General features: G+C 73.7%; 14 protein-coding genes. 5 read left to right on the forward strand and 9 right to left on the reverse strand.

Features of this window, described 5'->3' with window-relative positions:
• Window positions 1-17: 17 nt before the first annotated feature.
• Window positions 18-902 carry an alpha/beta fold hydrolase gene (locus tag ACYVOM_RS16550; RefSeq protein ID WP_460304257.1) on the forward strand — a complete coding sequence of 295 codons (885 nt, stop codon included), beginning with the start codon at window positions 18-20 and terminating at the stop codon, window positions 900-902.
• Entirely contained in the window at window positions 902-2,353 is a 1,452-nt protein-coding gene (locus ACYVOM_RS16555; protein ID WP_460304258.1) for a class I adenylate-forming enzyme family protein, read from the forward strand. The genes ACYVOM_RS16550 and ACYVOM_RS16555 overlap by 1 nt, the downstream gene beginning before the upstream one ends.
• A gap of 73 nt (window positions 2,354-2,426) precedes the next feature.
• Here the strand turns inward: ACYVOM_RS16555 and ACYVOM_RS16560 are convergent, their stop codons facing one another.
• Window positions 2,427-4,370, reverse strand: coding sequence for a DUF5979 domain-containing protein (locus ACYVOM_RS16560; protein ID WP_460304259.1), 1,944 nt, complete (start codon window positions 4,368-4,370; stop codon window positions 2,427-2,429).
• Window positions 4,371-4,591: 221 nt separating this feature from the next.
• Here ACYVOM_RS16560 and ACYVOM_RS16565 point away from each other — a divergent pair, with 221 nt between their 5' ends.
• Entirely contained in the window at window positions 4,592-5,734 is a 1,143-nt protein-coding gene (locus ACYVOM_RS16565) for a winged helix DNA-binding domain-containing protein (protein WP_460304260.1), read from the forward strand.
• Here ACYVOM_RS16565 and ACYVOM_RS16570 read toward each other — a convergent pair.
• Window positions 5,731-7,437 carry an N-acyl-D-amino-acid deacylase family protein gene (locus ACYVOM_RS16570; RefSeq protein ID WP_460304261.1) on the reverse strand — a complete coding sequence of 569 codons (1,707 nt, stop codon included), beginning with the start codon at window positions 7,435-7,437 and terminating at the stop codon, window positions 5,731-5,733. The two genes, ACYVOM_RS16565 and ACYVOM_RS16570, sit on opposite strands and share 4 nt — an antisense overlap.
• A gap of 191 nt (window positions 7,438-7,628) precedes the next feature.
• Here ACYVOM_RS16570 and ACYVOM_RS16575 point away from each other — a divergent pair, with 191 nt between their 5' ends.
• The gene (locus ACYVOM_RS16575; protein WP_460304262.1) at window positions 7,629-8,435 is read left to right on the forward strand and encodes an SDR family NAD(P)-dependent oxidoreductase; all 807 of its coding nucleotides are present in this window, start codon (window positions 7,629-7,631) and stop codon (window positions 8,433-8,435) included.
• 26 nt (window positions 8,436-8,461) lie between these two features.
• Window positions 8,462-8,650, forward strand: coding sequence for a ferredoxin (locus tag ACYVOM_RS16580; RefSeq protein ID WP_460304263.1), 189 nt, complete (start codon window positions 8,462-8,464; stop codon window positions 8,648-8,650).
• A gap of 63 nt (window positions 8,651-8,713) precedes the next feature.
• Here ACYVOM_RS16580 and ACYVOM_RS16585 read toward each other — a convergent pair whose 3' ends face one another.
• The 7 genes from ACYVOM_RS16585 to ACYVOM_RS16615 all read right to left on the reverse strand — a co-directional run bounded on the left by ACYVOM_RS16585 (window position 8,714) and on the right by ACYVOM_RS16615 (window position 16,055).
• Complete coding sequence (locus ACYVOM_RS16585) at window positions 8,714-9,922, reverse strand: amidohydrolase family protein (protein WP_460304264.1); 1,209 nt, start codon at window positions 9,920-9,922, stop codon at window positions 8,714-8,716.
• Window positions 9,923-10,029: 107 nt separating this feature from the next.
• Window positions 10,030-11,100: an acyl-CoA dehydrogenase family protein gene (locus tag ACYVOM_RS16590; protein ID WP_460304265.1), complete on the reverse strand. Its 1,071-nt coding sequence runs from the start codon at window positions 11,098-11,100 to the stop codon at window positions 10,030-10,032.
• Window positions 11,100-12,284, reverse strand: a complete 1,185-nt coding sequence (locus ACYVOM_RS16595) for an acyl-CoA dehydrogenase family protein (protein ID WP_460304266.1) — start codon at window positions 12,282-12,284, stop codon at window positions 11,100-11,102. The genes ACYVOM_RS16590 and ACYVOM_RS16595 overlap by 1 nt, the downstream gene beginning before the upstream one ends.
• Window positions 12,281-13,066: an enoyl-CoA hydratase/isomerase family protein gene (locus ACYVOM_RS16600; protein WP_460304267.1), complete on the reverse strand. Its 786-nt coding sequence runs from the start codon at window positions 13,064-13,066 to the stop codon at window positions 12,281-12,283. The genes ACYVOM_RS16595 and ACYVOM_RS16600 overlap by 4 nt, the downstream gene beginning before the upstream one ends.
• Complete coding sequence (locus ACYVOM_RS16605) at window positions 13,063-13,998, reverse strand: acyl-CoA dehydrogenase family protein (RefSeq protein WP_460304268.1); 936 nt, start codon at window positions 13,996-13,998, stop codon at window positions 13,063-13,065. The genes ACYVOM_RS16600 and ACYVOM_RS16605 overlap by 4 nt, the downstream gene beginning before the upstream one ends.
• Window positions 13,995-15,143, reverse strand: a complete 1,149-nt coding sequence (locus ACYVOM_RS16610) for an acyl-CoA dehydrogenase family protein (protein WP_460304269.1) — start codon at window positions 15,141-15,143, stop codon at window positions 13,995-13,997. The genes ACYVOM_RS16605 and ACYVOM_RS16610 overlap by 4 nt, the downstream gene beginning before the upstream one ends.
• Before the next feature lie 129 nt (window positions 15,144-15,272).
• Complete coding sequence (locus ACYVOM_RS16615) at window positions 15,273-16,055, reverse strand: SDR family NAD(P)-dependent oxidoreductase (protein WP_460304270.1); 783 nt, start codon at window positions 16,053-16,055, stop codon at window positions 15,273-15,275.
• Between the last annotated feature and the right edge of the window lie 7 nt (window positions 16,056-16,062).

Consider the following 16,062-nt stretch of genomic DNA (forward strand, 5'->3'; position numbering starts at 1 on the left):
GATAGTAGCTTCGGGGTATGGCGACAGCAAGGGTGCACGGACTGGCGGTCGGGTACGAAGTGGTCGGCGACACCGGACGCCCCTGGGTGCTCACCCCCGGGGGCCGCGACTCGAAGGACACCCCCGGACTTCGCGAGACGGCCCGCGCGCTGGCCGAGCACGGGAACCGGGTCCTCATCTGGGACCGCCCCAACACCGGTGAGTCCGACGTCTGCTTCACCGGCGAGTCCGAGTCGGCGATGCAGGCCGACACCCTCGCGGCGCTCCTGCGCCATCTCGGCCTGGCACCGGCCGTCGTCGCGGGCGGCTCCGGCGGCTCGCGCGTCTCGCTGCTGACCGCGGCCCGGCACCCGGACGTCGCCTCCGCCCTGGCCGTGTGGTGGATCAGCGGCGGCGTCTACGGGCTGCTGTCGGTCGGGACGCACTACTGCGGCGAGTCGATCCGCGCCGCCTGGGAGGGCGGGATGGAGGCGGTCGCGGCGCTCCCGTCGTGGGCCGAGGTGATCGAGCGCAACCCGGGCAACCGGGACCGCTTCCTCGCGCAGGACCCCGCCGCGTTCATCGCCGCGATGGAGCGCTGGCTCGCCGTCTACTGCCCGTCGGACACCGAGCCCGTCCCGGGACTGAACGCCGAGCGGGCGCGGGCGCTCGACCTGCCCGCGCTCGTCCTGCGCAGCGGCGCCGCCGACATCCACCACCGCCGCGAGACGTCCGAGGAGCTCGCCCGGCTGCTGCCCGCCGCCCGGCTCGCCGAGCCGCCGTGGGGCGACGCCGAGTGGCCCGAGCGGCAGGCCGCCCGCACCTCCGGCGCGGCCGCGGGCCTCTTCGTGCGCTGGCCGCTGCTCGCGTCCGTCCTGCACGACTGGGCCGAGTCCGTGCTCCCCGCGCACAAGGAGGCCTGATGGAACCCGAGAGCAACGCCCGGCGGATCCGCGCGCTGGCCGAGTCCTGCGACGGCACGCCCGTGCTGCGGTGCCTCGGGGCGGACGGCTCCGAGCGCGCCCTCACTTGGCGGGATCTCGACGACGGCGCGTCCCGGCTCGCCGGAGCGCTCGCCGCGCGCGGCCTCGGCGCGGGCGACAGACTCGGGATCGGCCTGCGCAACTCCCCCGAGTTCGTGCTCGCGGCCTTCGCGGCGTGGAAGCTCGGCGCGGTGCCCGTGCCCGTCCGCTGGGACCTGCCGGAGTGGGAGCTGACGCGGCTGCGGGAGGTCGTCGCGGGACGCGTCCACCTGTGCCCGGACGACCTGCCCTGGATCGCCGAGTCCGCGCACGAGCCCGTGCCGGATCTGCCGGACGTCCTCTCGCCGCACGCGCACGGCATCTGCAGCAGCGGCTCCACGGGGCTGCCGAAGGTCATCCTGCACGACCGGCCCGCCTTCCACGATCCGGTGTTCAGCACACCCCTGATGCAGATGTGGCGGCCGGTCGCCCGCCCGCAGACGATCCTCGTGCTCGCCCCGATGTACCACGCGAACGGCTTCGCGACCCTGTTCGGGCTGCTCGCCGGAGACCGGCTCGTCCTGCTGGAGAGGTTCGACGCGGCCCGCGCCGTCGACGCGATCGAGCGCCACCGCGTCACGACGTTCACGGCCACCCCGACCATGCTCCAGCGGGTCGCCGACCTCCCCGGCGTCGATGGGCGCGACCTGTCGAGCCTCGACTGGATCCTCCAGGGCGCCGCCCCCATGCCCCCGTCGCTCGCCCGCCGCTGGTGCGCCCTGATCGGTCCCGAGCGGCTCGCCATGGCCTACGGCATGACCGAGGCGCTCGGCATCACCGCGCTGCGCGGCGACGAGTGGCTCGCCCGCCCCGGGAGCGTCGGGCGGGGCCTGCGCGGCACCGAGATCCGCGTCCTCGACGACAAAGGCCGCGACCTGCCTCCCGGCGAGCCCGGCGACATCTACCTCCGCTCCCCCGCCTACCACGGCTACCGCTACCTGGGCGACGCCCCGCGCCTGCCCACCACCCCCGACGGCTTCCAGACGGCCGGGGACGTCGGCCACCTCGACGAGGACGGGTACCTCTTCCTCCTCGACCGCCGCGCCGACATCGTCATCACCGGCGGCGCCAACGTCTACCCCGCCGAAGTGGAGGCCGCCCTCATCGACCATCCGGCGGTCGCCGACGTCGTGGTGCTGGGCCTGCGCGACGACACGTGGGGCCGCCGCGTGCACGCCGTCGTCCAACCGGCCGACCCCGCCGACCCTCCCGACCCGGACGCGCTCATCGCCTACGCCAGGTCCCGGCTCGCGCCCTACAAGGCGCCCAAGACCGTCGAGTTCGCGGAGATCCCTCGCAGCGCGGCGACGAAGGTGAACCGCGGCGCGATGCGCGCCGCCCGCGGCGGCTGAACGCGGGCGCGCCCCCGTGAGGGACGCGCCCGCGCGCATCTTCGTCAGCCCCGCGCACGGGGCCGTGCCCCGCCTACAGGGGCCGCTTCTCGAAGAGCCGGATCCCGACCTTCTTCTGGCCGTGGCGCTTGTGCTTCACGCGGCCGTGCTTGACGTGCTTCGCGTACTTGGAGTGCTTGAAGTGCTTGAAGTGCGGGCGCTCGTAGCGCACGTGGTGCCGGGACTTGTGGTGCCCGAACACGAAGTGCTTGAAGGCGACCCTGTCGAACCAGTCGTCCCGGTCGCGGTGGTGGCCGCGCCGCACGAACCGGTTCTCGACGGTGATCCGGTTGATGCCCTTGCGGATCTGCAGGGCGCGCGGCCGGATCAGCGGCGGCCCGAGCGGCTCGACGGAGCCGTTCCCGCCGGACGCGAGCTCCCGGACCCGGCAGCGGGTCAGCGCCGGGATGCCGGTGACCGCGCTCTGCGGGTACGTCCCGGCCACGGTGCCCGCCGCGATCGTGAACCTGCGGTCGAAGGTCGTGCCCTCGCAGTCCAGGTCGAGCACGATCTGGCCCTGCCGACCCGCACCCGGCCCGGCGATCTTCTTGACGACCTCCAGATCCCCCGTGGCCCGCCGGTAGGTGTCCCTGACGGTGACCTCTTCGGTCTCGCCCTCCGCGATGGTCACTTCCTCGTCACTGATCTGGACGACGGCGGTCACCACCGGGTTGGCGCCGTTCGTGGTCTCGGAGATCGTGCAGACGCTTCCCGCGGGGATGCCGCGGAACGTCCGGGTGTAGGAGCCGGCGTCCAGGCCCCTGCGGAAGCGCGCCTCGAACGTCCGGTCGCGGTCGTCGACCTGGTCGACACAGGCGACCTGCACGACGACCCGGCCCTGGCGGCCCGCGCCCTCGCCCGCGATCGTCTTGGTGATCCGCAGCGCCCCCGCGTCGAACCGGGTGAGCTGCGCGCCGCCGCGGACCACGAACTCCTGATCCCGGGCGAGGATGAGCTTCTGCGCCTGGGTCAGAGGCGGGTTCGTCCCGTCGTAGAGGAAGACGGCGCCGGTGCGGATCTCCGTCGTGCGTTCGATGACGAATCCCTGCGAACTCACCGCCGACACGCTCCGCGCCCACAGCGTGGTGCGCGGCTCGACCTCGTCGCCGTTCTCGAGCCGGTTGCGGCCCTCCCGGTCGGTGAACACCTCGACGCCCGTGGCCTTCAGGGTGCCCGAGACGTTGCCCGTCACGCGGAACGGCCCGACGATCTCACCGGTCGAGGGCACGTCCATCGTGTCCGGCGTCACCTCGATCCGGGGTTCCTCCGGCTCGGGGCGCGGTCCCGCGGCGAGCGCGTCGTTGACGATCTGCTCGGTCAGCGCGCGGTAGGTGCTGTCGGTGTTCAGCACGAACTTGTCGGTGAAGTACCAGATCGCCGCCTGGACCGCCGCGGCCCGCAGGTTGTTGTTCGCCGCCTGAGGCTGGTCGGCGACCGCCGGGTAGTAGTTGAGCAGGATGTGCTCGACGTAGCCGAGGTTCGGCACGTTCGACTCGTCCCACTCGCCGAGTTCGTAGTTCACGCCGATCTGGGTGTCGGTCTCCAGGTCGATGCAGTAGGTGAGGGCCGTGTTCCCTGCCGAGTCCTCGACCCTGATGAGTCCGGCCCAGCCTGAGTGGGCCGTGTCGTCCGCGGGTCTGGTCGCCGGGTAGCGCTGGTCCAGCGGGTCGAAGCCCGACGGCGCGATGCCCCCGGCCGTGGTCAGGCCGTCCCCCGTCCCCGTGATCCGCGCCTCGGTGAGGAAGCCCCTCGTGCCGCCGACTCCGCCTCCTTTGGGGTCGATCCCCGCCATCGCGGTGCCCGGTGCGAGCAGGACCGCCGCCGTCGCGGCCGCGCACATCGTCAGCAGCCTGGGCGCGCGCCCCTTCCGCGTGCGGGCCGCCGTCGCTCTTCCTACCTCCGCGCGGCGCTCGCCTCGGCGGACGGCGGCGCGTGCCGCCATCCGCCCGAGGCGGCGCGCGGACACCGCAATGCCCATGAATCCCCCTGTTCACCGACGCCGTCCCCGAATGCTCCGCGCGGGAGCGCGATCCGTCCGCCGGGGAACTACAGCGTTGTCATTCCGACACCCCTTGTGCTTTCTTCGAAGGCCGCCTCTCAACCCCGCCGCAGAGTAAACGATCTTCATAGCGCACGGTTTGTCAGTGCCTCTCTCTAAAGTCGGCGGGGTCTCAGAGGCCAGGAAAGGCGGGCGGCTCGGTGGAGTTCTCCTGGAATGACGTGTGCGCTCGGCGGCTGGAGCGGCACGGGCTCGCGGCGCCGCGGGAGGACTGGACGCCCGCCGATGCCGCCGAGGCCGTGGCCGGGGTGCACGCGCAGGTGATGTCGGCCGCCGAGGCGGGCATCGCGATGCGGATGGCCGACGCCACGCGCCAGGACGTGCGGGACGCGCTCTGGAAGGAGGGCTCCCTCGTCAAGACCTATGGGCCGCGCGGGACGGTGCATCTGCTTCCCGCGCGGGACCTCGAAGCGTGGGTGGGCGCGCTGGCGGCGCTCCCGCTCGTGGAGCCCGCCCAGCGACCTGAGGTCGGGCTCACGCCGGGGCAGCGTGAGGAGGTCATCGCGGCGATCGGGGCGGCGCTGGCGGAGGCCGACCTCACCGTGGACGAGCTCACCGAGGAGGTCGTCGCGCGGACGGGCCCCTGGGCGGGGGATCCGGTGATGGAGGCGTTCCAGGGCAAGTGGCCGCGCTGGCGGCGGGCCATGCACCTCGCCGGGATGCGCGGCGCGCTCTGCTTCGCGCCGAACCGGGGGCGCAAGGCGGCGTTCACCCATCCCCGGCGCCGGCTGCCCGGCTTCGCGCCCGCCGACGCGTCGGTCTCCCTGCCGTGGCTGGTGCGGAGCTACCTGCACGCCTACGGTCCGGCCACGCCGGAGCGGTTCGCGCACTGGGCGAATGTGCCGCGCGCCTGGGCGGGCGAGCTGTTCGCCTCGCTCGGCGACGCGCTCCAGGAGGTGCGCGTGGAGGGCGAACCCGCGTGGGTCTCGGCCGGGGACCTCGCCGTCCCGGAGACACCTCCCCGGGGAGTCCGTCTCCTCCCCTACTTCGACCCGTACGCCTACCGCGTGGGCAACCAGCCGCCCGCCCTTCTCTCTCCGGGTCCGGCCGGCGACCGTGCCCGGCGCGGCAACTTCCAGCTCCTCCTCGTCGACGGAACCGTCGCGGGGCTCTGGCACCAGCGCCGCTCCGGGCGCCGGCTCGCCGTCACCGTGGAGGCGTTCGCGCCGCTCGCGCCCGACCGGCTCGCCGACCTGCACGGCCAGGTCGCCCGGCTCGGCCGCGTCCTGGAGGCCTCACCCACCCTGACGCTCGGCGAGGTGACCACCGGCGGGCACGCTTAGGCGGGCGTGACGAGGCGGCCCGGGAGGGCGTCGGTGAGTTCGTCGTGGTCGATGAGGACCTCGCCGTTGACGAGGGTGTGGCGGTAGCCGGCGGCGCGCTGGGTGAAGCGGGCCGCGCCGAGGGGGAAGTCGGTGAGCATCTCGGGGGTCTTCAGGTCGAGGGCGGCGAGGTCGATGACGTTGACGTCGGCGTGCATGCCGGGGGCCAGGACACCCCGGCCGGGGATGTTCCACAGGTCGGCGGCGTCGGCGGTGAGGCGCTTGACGGCCTGGCCCAGGTCGAGGTGGCCCCGGTCGCGGATCCAGTGGGTGAGGAAGAACGTGGTGTTGCCGGCGTCCATCGTGAGGGCGACGTGCGCGCCCGCGTCGGCGACGCCGAGGACGACGTCCGGGTTGGCGATCATCGCGGCGACCGCGTCGAGGTCCTGGTTGAGGACCGGGTAGTAGAGGAGTCCGACGCCCCCCGTCTCGCGCAGGAAGGCGAGGAACGCCGCGGGCGGGGTGACGCCCCTGCGCGCGGCCTCGGCGGCGAGGCTGTTTCCGGGGGTGACGTCGTAGCGGGCGGTCCCGGGCGGCATGAGGTAGATCTTCGAGGGGTCCTTCGGGGCCAGGGGGCCCTTCAGCTCGGCCGGGCGGTCGGCCTCCGCGACGAGGCGGGCGCGCAGGGACTCGTCGTCGAGTGCGGCCAGGCGTTCGGGGATCGGCCGCGCCATCAGCTCCGCCCACGAAGGCAGCGTGTCGTAGGGAGTGCGGCTGACGAGGCCGTAGACGATCGCGCTGCCCCGCACGGAGGTCATCGGGCGCAGGTCCGCGCCTCGGGAGCGGGCCTCTGCGGTGGCGTCCATGACCCAGGACCACAGGCCCGGCCGGCGGTCGCTCTGCATGATGGAGAACGCGAACGGGCGGCCGGACGCCCGGCTCACCTCCTCCATCCAGGCCATCTCGGCGCGGGAGTTGGCGCGGTCGGCGCCGTCGCGCTCGCCGATGCGCGGGACGACCTGGAAGGTGCCCCGGCCGCGGGCGGCCATGGCTCCGGCGATGGCGGCGAGTTCGTCGGGGAGCGCGTAGGTGCCGGGCACAGGGCGGCCGTCGGGAACGGTGTGCATGAAGGTGCGCGAGGTGGAGAACCCGAGGGCGCCCCCTTCTACGGCCTCGCCCACGAGTGCGGCCATCGCGGCGATGTCGTCGGCGGTCGCGGGCTCCTCGCCCAGGGCGCGCTCGCCCATGACGTAGGTGCGCAGCGCGCAGTGTCCGATCAGGCCGCCCGCGTTGACGCCCAGGGGACGCCGCCCGAGGGCCTTCAGGTAGTCGCCGTGGCTCTCCCAGCCCCAGTCGAGCCCGGCCATGATGGTGTCGGCGGGGATGTCCTCGACGGACTCCATCATCGCGGCGAGATAGCCCTCCTGCCCGGGCCGGACGGGCGCGAAGGTGACGCCGCAGTTGCCCATGACGACGGTCGTGACGCCGTGGTAGCAGGACGGGGTCGCGGCGGCGTCCCAGAAGAGCTGGGCGTCGAGGTGGGTGTGCACGTCGATGAAGCCCGGGGTGACGAGGGCGCCTCTTGCGTCGATCTCGCGCCTGCCCCGGCCGAGGCCCTCTCCGACCGCGGCGACGCGGTCGCCGTCGATCGCGAGGTCGGCGCGGCGCGGCGGCGCGCCGGTCCCGTCGGCCACGTCTCCGCCGCGGATGACGATGTCGTGCATGGGGTCCCCTCTCGGCCTGCGCCATAAAAAAGCGGGTACTCACTTACCCTAGCCTGCCACCCTCTGCGAGAGTAAAAAAGTATGTGCTCACTTTGCTAGCCTGGATCTCCGGGGGCCGGGCACGGCCCTCCGGCCTCACCTCGGGAGTTCGTCCAGTGGGAACGTCTGCGGGATCGGGACAGACAGGATCGATGGAGGGCCGCGTCGCGGTCGTCACCGGCGCGAGCCGGGGCATCGGGCGGTCCATCGCCGAAGGCCTCGCCGCGCACGGGGCCGCGGTCGCGCTGGTCGCGCGCACCGCCGCGCCCGGCGAGTCGGTGCTGCCCGGATCGCTGGAGGAGGTCATGGAAGGCATCCGGGCCAAAGGCGGCCGGGTCGCCGCGATCCGCGCCGACCTCACCCTGCCCGAGGAGGTCGAGACCGTCGTCGCGCGCGCGGAGGCGGCGCTCGGACCCGTCGACACGCTGGTGAACAACGCCGGCGTGAACTTCTACGGGCCCGCCCTCGACGTCCGGACCCGGCGGTACGGGCTGATGTTCCAGATGATGGTGCACACCCCGTTCCGGCTCTGCCAGCTCGCCGTGCCCGGGATGATCGGGCGCGGCCGGGGCTGGATCCTGAACATCACCTCCAAGCAGGCGCGGCACCCGATCGGCCCGCCCTACCCCGCATGGGCCGCCGACGGCTGCACCCCCTACGGCATGTGCAAGGCCGCGCTCGACCGCCTCACCACGGGCCTGGCCGCCGAGGTGCACGGCACCGGCGTCAGCGTGAACTCGCTCGGCACGTCCGGCCTCGTCATGACCCCCGGCGTCGCCGTGGTGTCCCCGCACACCCCCGACAACGCCCCCGTCGAGGACGACGACGCGATGGCCGCCGCCGCGCTGGTCCTGTGCGCCGCGGACCCCGGCACCGTCACCGGCCGGATCGCCTACAGCATGGACGTCCTCGGCCGCCCCTTCACCGAGGGGCCATGGTCCCTCGCCGCGACTTTCTGACCCCACCCCACCCGCAAGGAGGACGCATGAAGGCCGTCGTCAACCCTGACCTGTGCCAGGGCCACGCCCGCTGCTGGGAGATCTCGCCCGAGGTCTTCGGCCTCGACGCGGAGGGCCACGGCGAGGTCCTCGCCGCCGAGGTCCCCGCCGAACACGCCGACCGGGCCCGCCGCGCCCAGCGCAACTGCCCGGAGCGCGCCATCACCGTGTCCTAGCGCCGCGCCCGCCGGGCGAGCTGGCCGGAGCCCGCCGAGGGGTCGGCGGGCTCCGCGCTTCGGTCAGGAGACGGCGATGGTGTCCGGGTCCGCGGGCGTGAAGTCGTAGACGCGGGCCGCGTTGCCGACGGTGAGCTTGTGCTGGACGTCCTCGGGGAGGTGGCCCAGCCACTTGTTGGCCTGGGCGATGGTGTCGGGCCAGGTGGAGTCGGAGTGCGGGTAGTCGCACTCCAGCATGACGTTGTCCTCGCCGATGATGTCGAGGAGGCGCAGGCCCGCCTGGTCCTCGATGAAGGTGCCGAAGACGTGGTCCTTGAACAGGCGGCGGATGTCGGTGTCGAGGTCGAAGCTCGCGGCGCCCTTGGACTCGCCGCGGTCGTGCGCGGCGTTCATGTCGATGTCGAAGCGCGACGCCCAGTGCTTCTGCTTGTCGACGACCTGCTCGGCCCGCTCCAGGAAGTAGGGGATCCAGCCGATCGAGCCCTCGGACAGGGCGATCTTGAGGTTGCCGAAGCGCTGGAAGTTCCCGCTGAACAGCCAGTCGAGCAGGGTGCCCGCCTGGTTGACGGCAGCGGAGTAGGCGAAGAACGCGAGCGTCGGCATGTCGTCGGAGGTGCGCAGCAGGTTCGAGGACGACCCTACGTGCATCGAGACGACCAGGCCCGTCTCGTCGCAGGCCCGCCAGACCGGGTCCCAGTGGCCGGTGTGGATCGACGGCAGGCCGAGCTTGGTCGGGTTCTCCGAGAAGGCGATGGACTTCGCGCCGAGGCCTGCCGTCCGTTCGATCTCCGCCGCGGCGGCGGCCGGGTCCCACAGCGGGATGATCATCATCGGGATGAAGCGGCCGGGGTAGGCGGCGGCGAACTCCTCAAGGATGAAGTCGTTCCAGGCGCGCACGCAGTGCAGGGCGAGGTCCTTGTCCTTGGCCTCGTGGAAGACCTGGCCGCAGTAGCGCGGGAACGACGGGAACAACATCGAGGACAGGACGCGACCCTGGTCCATGTCGGCGACGCGGGCGGCGGGGTCGTAGCAGCCGGGCCGCATCTCGTCGTAGGTGATGGGCTCGGGAGAGAACTCCTCGCGCTTCTTGCCGGCGACCGCGTTGAGTCCTGTGGTGACGATCTGGCGGTCCTCGTAGACCCAGAACTCCGAATCGCCCTCCCGCACGATCCGCGGACCGGCGTCGCGCAGCCGCTCCGGCAGGCGTTCCTGCCAGAGCCGCGCGGGCTCGATGAGGTGGTCGTCGACGGAGACGAACCAGCTGAACGCCATGGTGGGGGCTCCCTACCGCCCGCGCCGCGCGACGGGCGCGGGCGGGCACGAGACTCACGCGGGTGAGCGGCCCGCGTACGTAAGAAAGCGAACGCTCACCTACTAGCTTAGGCGTCGGCTCCGCCGCGCGCCAGGGCCGGATACCGCTCGGCCAGCCTGGAGCGGTGCGCGGCGGGCGAGCCGCACAGCTCGCGGTTCAGCGTCGCGCGCTTGAAGTGGACGTGGATGCCGCTCTCCCACGTGTAGCCCATGCCGCCGTGCAGCTGCATGGCCGCGCCCGCCACCTCGACGGCAGCCGCGCAGGCGAACGACTTCGCCATGGCCGCCGCGACGGGATCGCCCGCCGCCGCTTCCCCGCGCACCGCCGCCGCGACGAGCCGGCCCGCCACCTCGACCTTGACGAGCATGTCCGCACAGGCGTGCTTCACCGCCTGGAAGGAGCCGATGGGGCGGTCGAACTGCTCGCGGGCGCAGGCGTAGGCGACGGTGGCTTCGAGCAGGGCCTCGGCGGAGCCGAGGCTGTCGCAGGCGAGCGCGACGGCGGCGCGGTCGTGCAGGCGCCGGACGGCAGAGCCCGGGTCGGCGAAGCGCAGCACCGCGTCCCCGGGCACGGTGAGGTCGGCCGCGACCTCACCGAACGACCTCGTCTCGTCAAGGACGGGAAGCGGGCCGACCGTCAGCCCTGGGGCGCCCGCCGGGAGGCCGACGAGCACGGGCGTGCCGTCGGGGGCGAGCGCGGGCAGCAGCAGGCGGTCGGCGGCGCGCGCGTCCGCGACGAACCGGGCGGTGCCCTGGAGTGTTCCGGAGGGCGTGAGCCGGAAGGGGACGCCGCCGCCCGCCTCCCCGTCCAGCGCGAGGACGGGCACGGTGCTCCCCGCGACGAGCCCTTCGATCAGCCGGTCCCGCGCCGCGGAGGACTCCAGGAGGCCGAGCGCGCCGAGCGCGAGGGCTGCGACGGCAGGGTAGGGGCCGCGCCCGGCGGCCCGCCCGTACTCTCGGAGCACGACGGCGGTCTCGGCGAACGACGCGCCCGCGCCGTCGCGCTCCTCGGCGGCCTCCAGCCCGAGCAGCCCGGAGCGGGCGAGCGTGCGCCAGTCGGGCGCGGCGTCCGGGCCGGTCTTGGCGAGCAGGTCGCGGACCACCGCGCGCAGCTCCGCGTGTGCTTCGGTGTGCGGCATCAGACCGCCTTGGGTTCGCGGGGCAGGCCGAGGCCGCGTTCCCCGATGATGGACCGCTGGATCTCGCTGGTGCCGCCCGGGATCGTCCACTCCCAGGAGCCGAGGAAGTCCAGCACCCACGCGCCGGACTCCCAGCCGCTGGACAGCGGTTTGCGCAGGACGGTGTGCGCGGCGGGCCCGGCGATCTGCGCGCCGAAGTCCGTCATCCGCTGGAGCAGTTCGCTGTAGTAGAGCTTCACGATCGAGGCGTCGGCCGGGCGCGGGGCATCGTTCGCGACGAGGTCGGCGCAGAGCGCGCGCAGCCCCGTCAGCTCGGTCTCCAGCGCGGCCAGCCGGTCGCGGACGCGGGTGTCGTCGAGCGGCACGGCACCGCCCGGACCGGGCCGGGCGCACAGGTCGACCAGGCCCCGGAACCCGACGTTCCCGAGCCGCTCGGCCAGCTCCAGCATGGTCATGCCGCGCTCCGCGCCGAGCGTCTCCTGGGCGACGCGCCAGCCGTCGTGCTCGGGTCCGACGAGGTTCTCGGCCGGGATGACGACATCGTCCAGGAAGATCTCGCAGAAGTGCGACTCGCCCGTGGCCTGCCGGATCGGCCGCACCTCCACGCCCTGGGAGCGCATGTCCATCAGGAGGTAGGAGATGCCCCGGCGCTTGGGCGCCGCGGGGGCGGTGCGGGCCAGGAGCAGGCACTGGTCGGCGTGCGCCGCGCCGCTCGCCCACAGCTTCTGCCCGTTGACGACGTAGGCGTCGCCCTGCCTGCGCGCGGTCGTGCGCAGGGCGGCGAGGTCGGAGCCCGCGTCAGGCTCGGAGAAGCCCTGGACCCAGATCTCGCCGTCGAGGATGGCCGGGAGGTGCCTTGCGCGCTGGGCGTCGGTGCCGGCCGCGAGCAGGGTCGCCGCCGCGTGGTGGATCGCGACGAACGCCAGGACGAGCCGGGGCGCGTCGTGCGCCGCGAGTTCCCGGTACAGCACGGCCTGCTGGGCGACGGACATGCCGCCGCCCCACTCCGCGGGCCAGTGCGGCACCGCGTAGCCCGCGCGGCGCAGCTCCTGGAACCAGGCCTGCTGGAAGGCGACGAACTCGGCGTCGCCCGCGCCCGTCTGCGTCGCCCGCCAGTCGGCCGGGATGTGCGCGCGGCACCAGGCGCGGACCTCGTCGCGGAAGGCCGCGAGGTCCGCGCTCACGCCCCGGCCCTCTTGGCGAGCGCGAGCAGCCGCTCCCGGTGCTCGGGCGAGCGCATCGTCTCGGCCTCGGCCGCGAAGCCCGCCTGGACGGCCCCGGCGAGCGCCTGCGCGAGGTGGGAGTTCACCACCCGCTTGGTGCCGCGCAGCGCCGAGGCGGGCTGGGCGGCGAGCCGCAGCGCGAGGTCCTTGGCCGCGCCGGGCAGGTCGGCGGCCGGGACGGTCCGGCTGGCCAGGCCCAGCTCGACGGCGGTCGCGGCCCGGATGCGGGCGCCGGTGAACAGGTACTCGCGCGAGCGCAGGATCGGGGTGAGCAGCGGCCAGAACGCCGCGCCCCCGTCCCCGGCGACGAGCCCGACGCTGACGTGCGGGTCGGCCAGATGCGCGTCCTCGCTGATGAGGACGATGTCGGACAGGACGGCGAGGCTGCATCCGAGCCCGACGGCCGGGCCGTTGACCGCGGCGATGACCGGCAGCGGGAAGCGGAGCATCTCCTCGATGATCTTCGCGCCCTCGCGCAGGCTCGCGTCGCGCGCGCCCGGATCGTCCAGGAAAGAGGTGATCCAGCCGAGGTCGCCGCCCGCGCTGAACGCCTTGCCCGCGCCCGTCACCACCACGACCTTCGCCTCGGTGTCGGCCGCGAGCATCTCCCACACCTCGGCCAGCGCCCGGTGCAGGGCCCGGTTCACCGCGTTCAGCTCGGCGGGCCGGTTGAGCACGACGGTGCGGATCGGCCCGTCCCGCTCCACGACGAGTTCCGGTGGCAGGCCGCCGTATCCGCTCACGCGCTCACCTCGCTGAACAGCCCGGTGAGGCCGCGGCGGCCGACCGCGCGGGTGAGCCGCGCGCGGGTGCCGGAGACGCCGTAGGGCAGCCGCCGCAACGGCTGGCTGTACCGGGACGTCCACGACAGCGCGGTCTCGTCGCAGAAGCCGATCGCGCCGTGCAGCAGGTGCGCGGTCCGCAGCACGGTCTCGGCGGCCTCCAGCGCGGCGAGCCGCAGCGCCAGCGCGTCCGCGACGGCCTCGGCCCGACCGTCCTGCACGCTCCACAGCGCGTACCGGGCGAGCATCGCGACGCCGGCCCGCTCCACCTCGGCGTCGGTGAGCTGGAACTGGACGCCCTGCTGTTCGGCCAGCGGCCTGCCGAACTGGCGGCGGACGAGCACGTGCTCGCGCGTCGCGTCCATCGCGCGGTCCAGCATGCCGAGCAGGGTCCAGCACGGCAGGACGAGGCCGAGGGCGAGGTCGCCGGGCGCGGCGGCGCCGTCCGGGGCGACGTCGAGGCCGGTGACGAACGCGGAGGCGCGGGCCGACTCGTCCGCGGGCAGGGCGCGTGCCGTACCGCGCGCTCCGTCCAGCGTCACGGTCGTCCAGTGCAGGTCCAGCCCTGCGACGGCCGCCTCGGGGTGCCGGTCGGCGACGACGAGGAGGCCGTCGGATCCGGCGGGGCGGGCGAGCCGTTCGGCGATCGGGTAAGGCACCGCCCAGTAGCCGAACGCCCGGCTGAGGGCGGCGGCGGCTTCGAGGTCGTCGGCGTCGCCGCGCGGGTCGAGGTCCCACGCGCCGAGCTCGGCAAGGACGGGCTCCACGAGGGCCGCCCGGCAGGACGGGTCGGCTTCGGCGCGCTGGACGAGCTGGTCGCCTCCCGCCGCGCCCAGCGCGCGCTGGGCCTCGCGTCCGTAGGCGAAGGCCTCTTCGCTCAGGTCGATGTTCACGCTTTCCCCAGGATGTGCCGGGCCAGCAGGATGCGCTGGACGTCGATGCTGCCGGAGGCGACGGTCGAGGCGTGCGCGTACTTGAAGTGGTCGGCGACCGCCGCGCGGAACCTGCGCACCTCCGCGCCCTCGCGGGGGGCGAAGCCGATGATGTCCATGAGCACCTCGGCGCTGTCCTGGTCGAGGCGGGTCACCGCGATCCGGTAGCCGGCGGCGTCGCCGGGCCTGACCTGGCCCTGGCTCTGGCGGTTCAGGACGCTGTAGGCGAGCAGGCGTGCGCGCCGGCAGTGGGTGAGCATCCGGGCCCACCTGCCGTGCAGTTCCTCGGGCAGGTCGTCCCAGGCATCGCCCAGCGCGTTGGGCGCCTCCAGCAGGAGCCGCTCGCAGCGCGCGTAGCGGGCGATGCCGACGCGTTCGAAGGCGAGGACCTCCTGGACGACCTTCCAGCCTTCGCCGACCTCGCCGAGCACGTCGGCCTCGGTGACCCTCAGATCGGTGAAGAACACCTCGTTGAGGTGGTGCGGGCCCATCAGGCAGTCGATCGGGCGGACCTCGACGGCCGGGTCGTCCATCCGGACCAGGAAGATCGTCAGGCCCTGCTGCCTGCGCTCCTCGGTCGAGGTGCGGGCGAGCAGGAAGCACCACTGGGCCATGCCCGCGTAGGACGTCCAGACCTTCTGGCCGGTGACGCGCCAGCCGTCGCCGTCGCGGCGGGCGGTGGTGCGCAGGGAGGCGAGGTCGGAGCCCGCGTCGGGCTCGCTGAAGCCCTGGCACCAGATGACCTCGCCGTGCGCGATCGGCGGCAGGTGCAGGCGCTTCTGCGCGTCGGTGCCGTGCCGCATGATGGTCGGCCCGACCCAGTTGACGCCCATGTACTGGGCGCCGCGCGGCTCGTGGTGCGCCCACATCTCCTCGCGCACGACGGTCTGCTCCCACACCGAGGCGTCCTCGCCGCCGTACTCCTTGGGCCAGGCGATGCAGAGCAGGCCGCGGTCGGCGAGCGTCCGGCAGAACCGCTGCGCGGTCTCCAGGTCGGCCGGATCGTCGGTGAACGCGCCGAGGAAGTCCGGCGGCACATGCTCGGCCACGAGCTTGCGCAGTTCGCCGCGGAGCGCTCCGGCGGCCGCGCCCATTGAGAAGTCCATGCTCCGAAGGTAGGCAATCCTTATAAGGATTGCAATACTTACAACTCTATTGATCCGTACGCACCGGACCGCGCACCCTCCCCCGGGCGTGCGCGGACCCGTCCCGCAGCGGGGGACGGGCCGGTCACCTCAGCGGGCGGTCCAGCCGCCGTCGATGACGATGCTCTGGCCTGTGGTGTAGCGGCCCGCGTCGGAGGCGAGCCAGAGGACGGCGCCCACGTAGTCGGCGGGGCCGCCGTCGATCGGCAGCGGGGTGTTGCGGCGCAGCCAGGCGCGGCTCCGCTCGTCCTCGTACAGGTCGGTGGTGATCTCGCTGCGGAAGAAGCCGGGGGCGACGGTGTTCACCCGGATGCCGTGGCGGGCCCACTGGACGGCGAGTTCGGAGGTCAGCCCCGAGAGGCCGAGCTTGCTCGCGGCGTAGGACGCCTGCGGGATGCCGGGGATTCCGACCCGCCCGCTGATCGACGAGATGTGCACGATCGAGCCGCCGCCCGCGTCCCGCATGTGCGGGAAGACGTCCTGGGCGAGCCGGAACGGGGCGACGAGGTTGAGGTCGAGGGTGCGCCGGATGCCGTCGAGCGACTCGTCCTCGGCCCTGTCCGGGCTGAGGAGGGCGCCCGCCGCGTTCACCAGCACCACGGGCGGGCCGAGCGCGGCGGCGACGGCCGGGACGACCTCGGCGAGCTGTCCGGCGTCGCCCAGGTCGCAGCCGACGGCGAGGCCGCCGATCTGCTCGGCGAGCTTGGCGAGCCGGTCGCGGCGGCGCGCGACGACCGCGACGCGGGCCCCGGCGGAGGCGAGCCCGCGCGCGAGCGCCTCCCCCAGCCCCGACGACGCCCCGGTGACGATCGCGACGCGCCCGTCGAGCCGGAAGGCGGCCAGCGCGTCCGGCAAGGGTACGGATTCCGACATGGCACTC

This window comes from Actinocorallia aurea, from assembly GCF_054783995.1.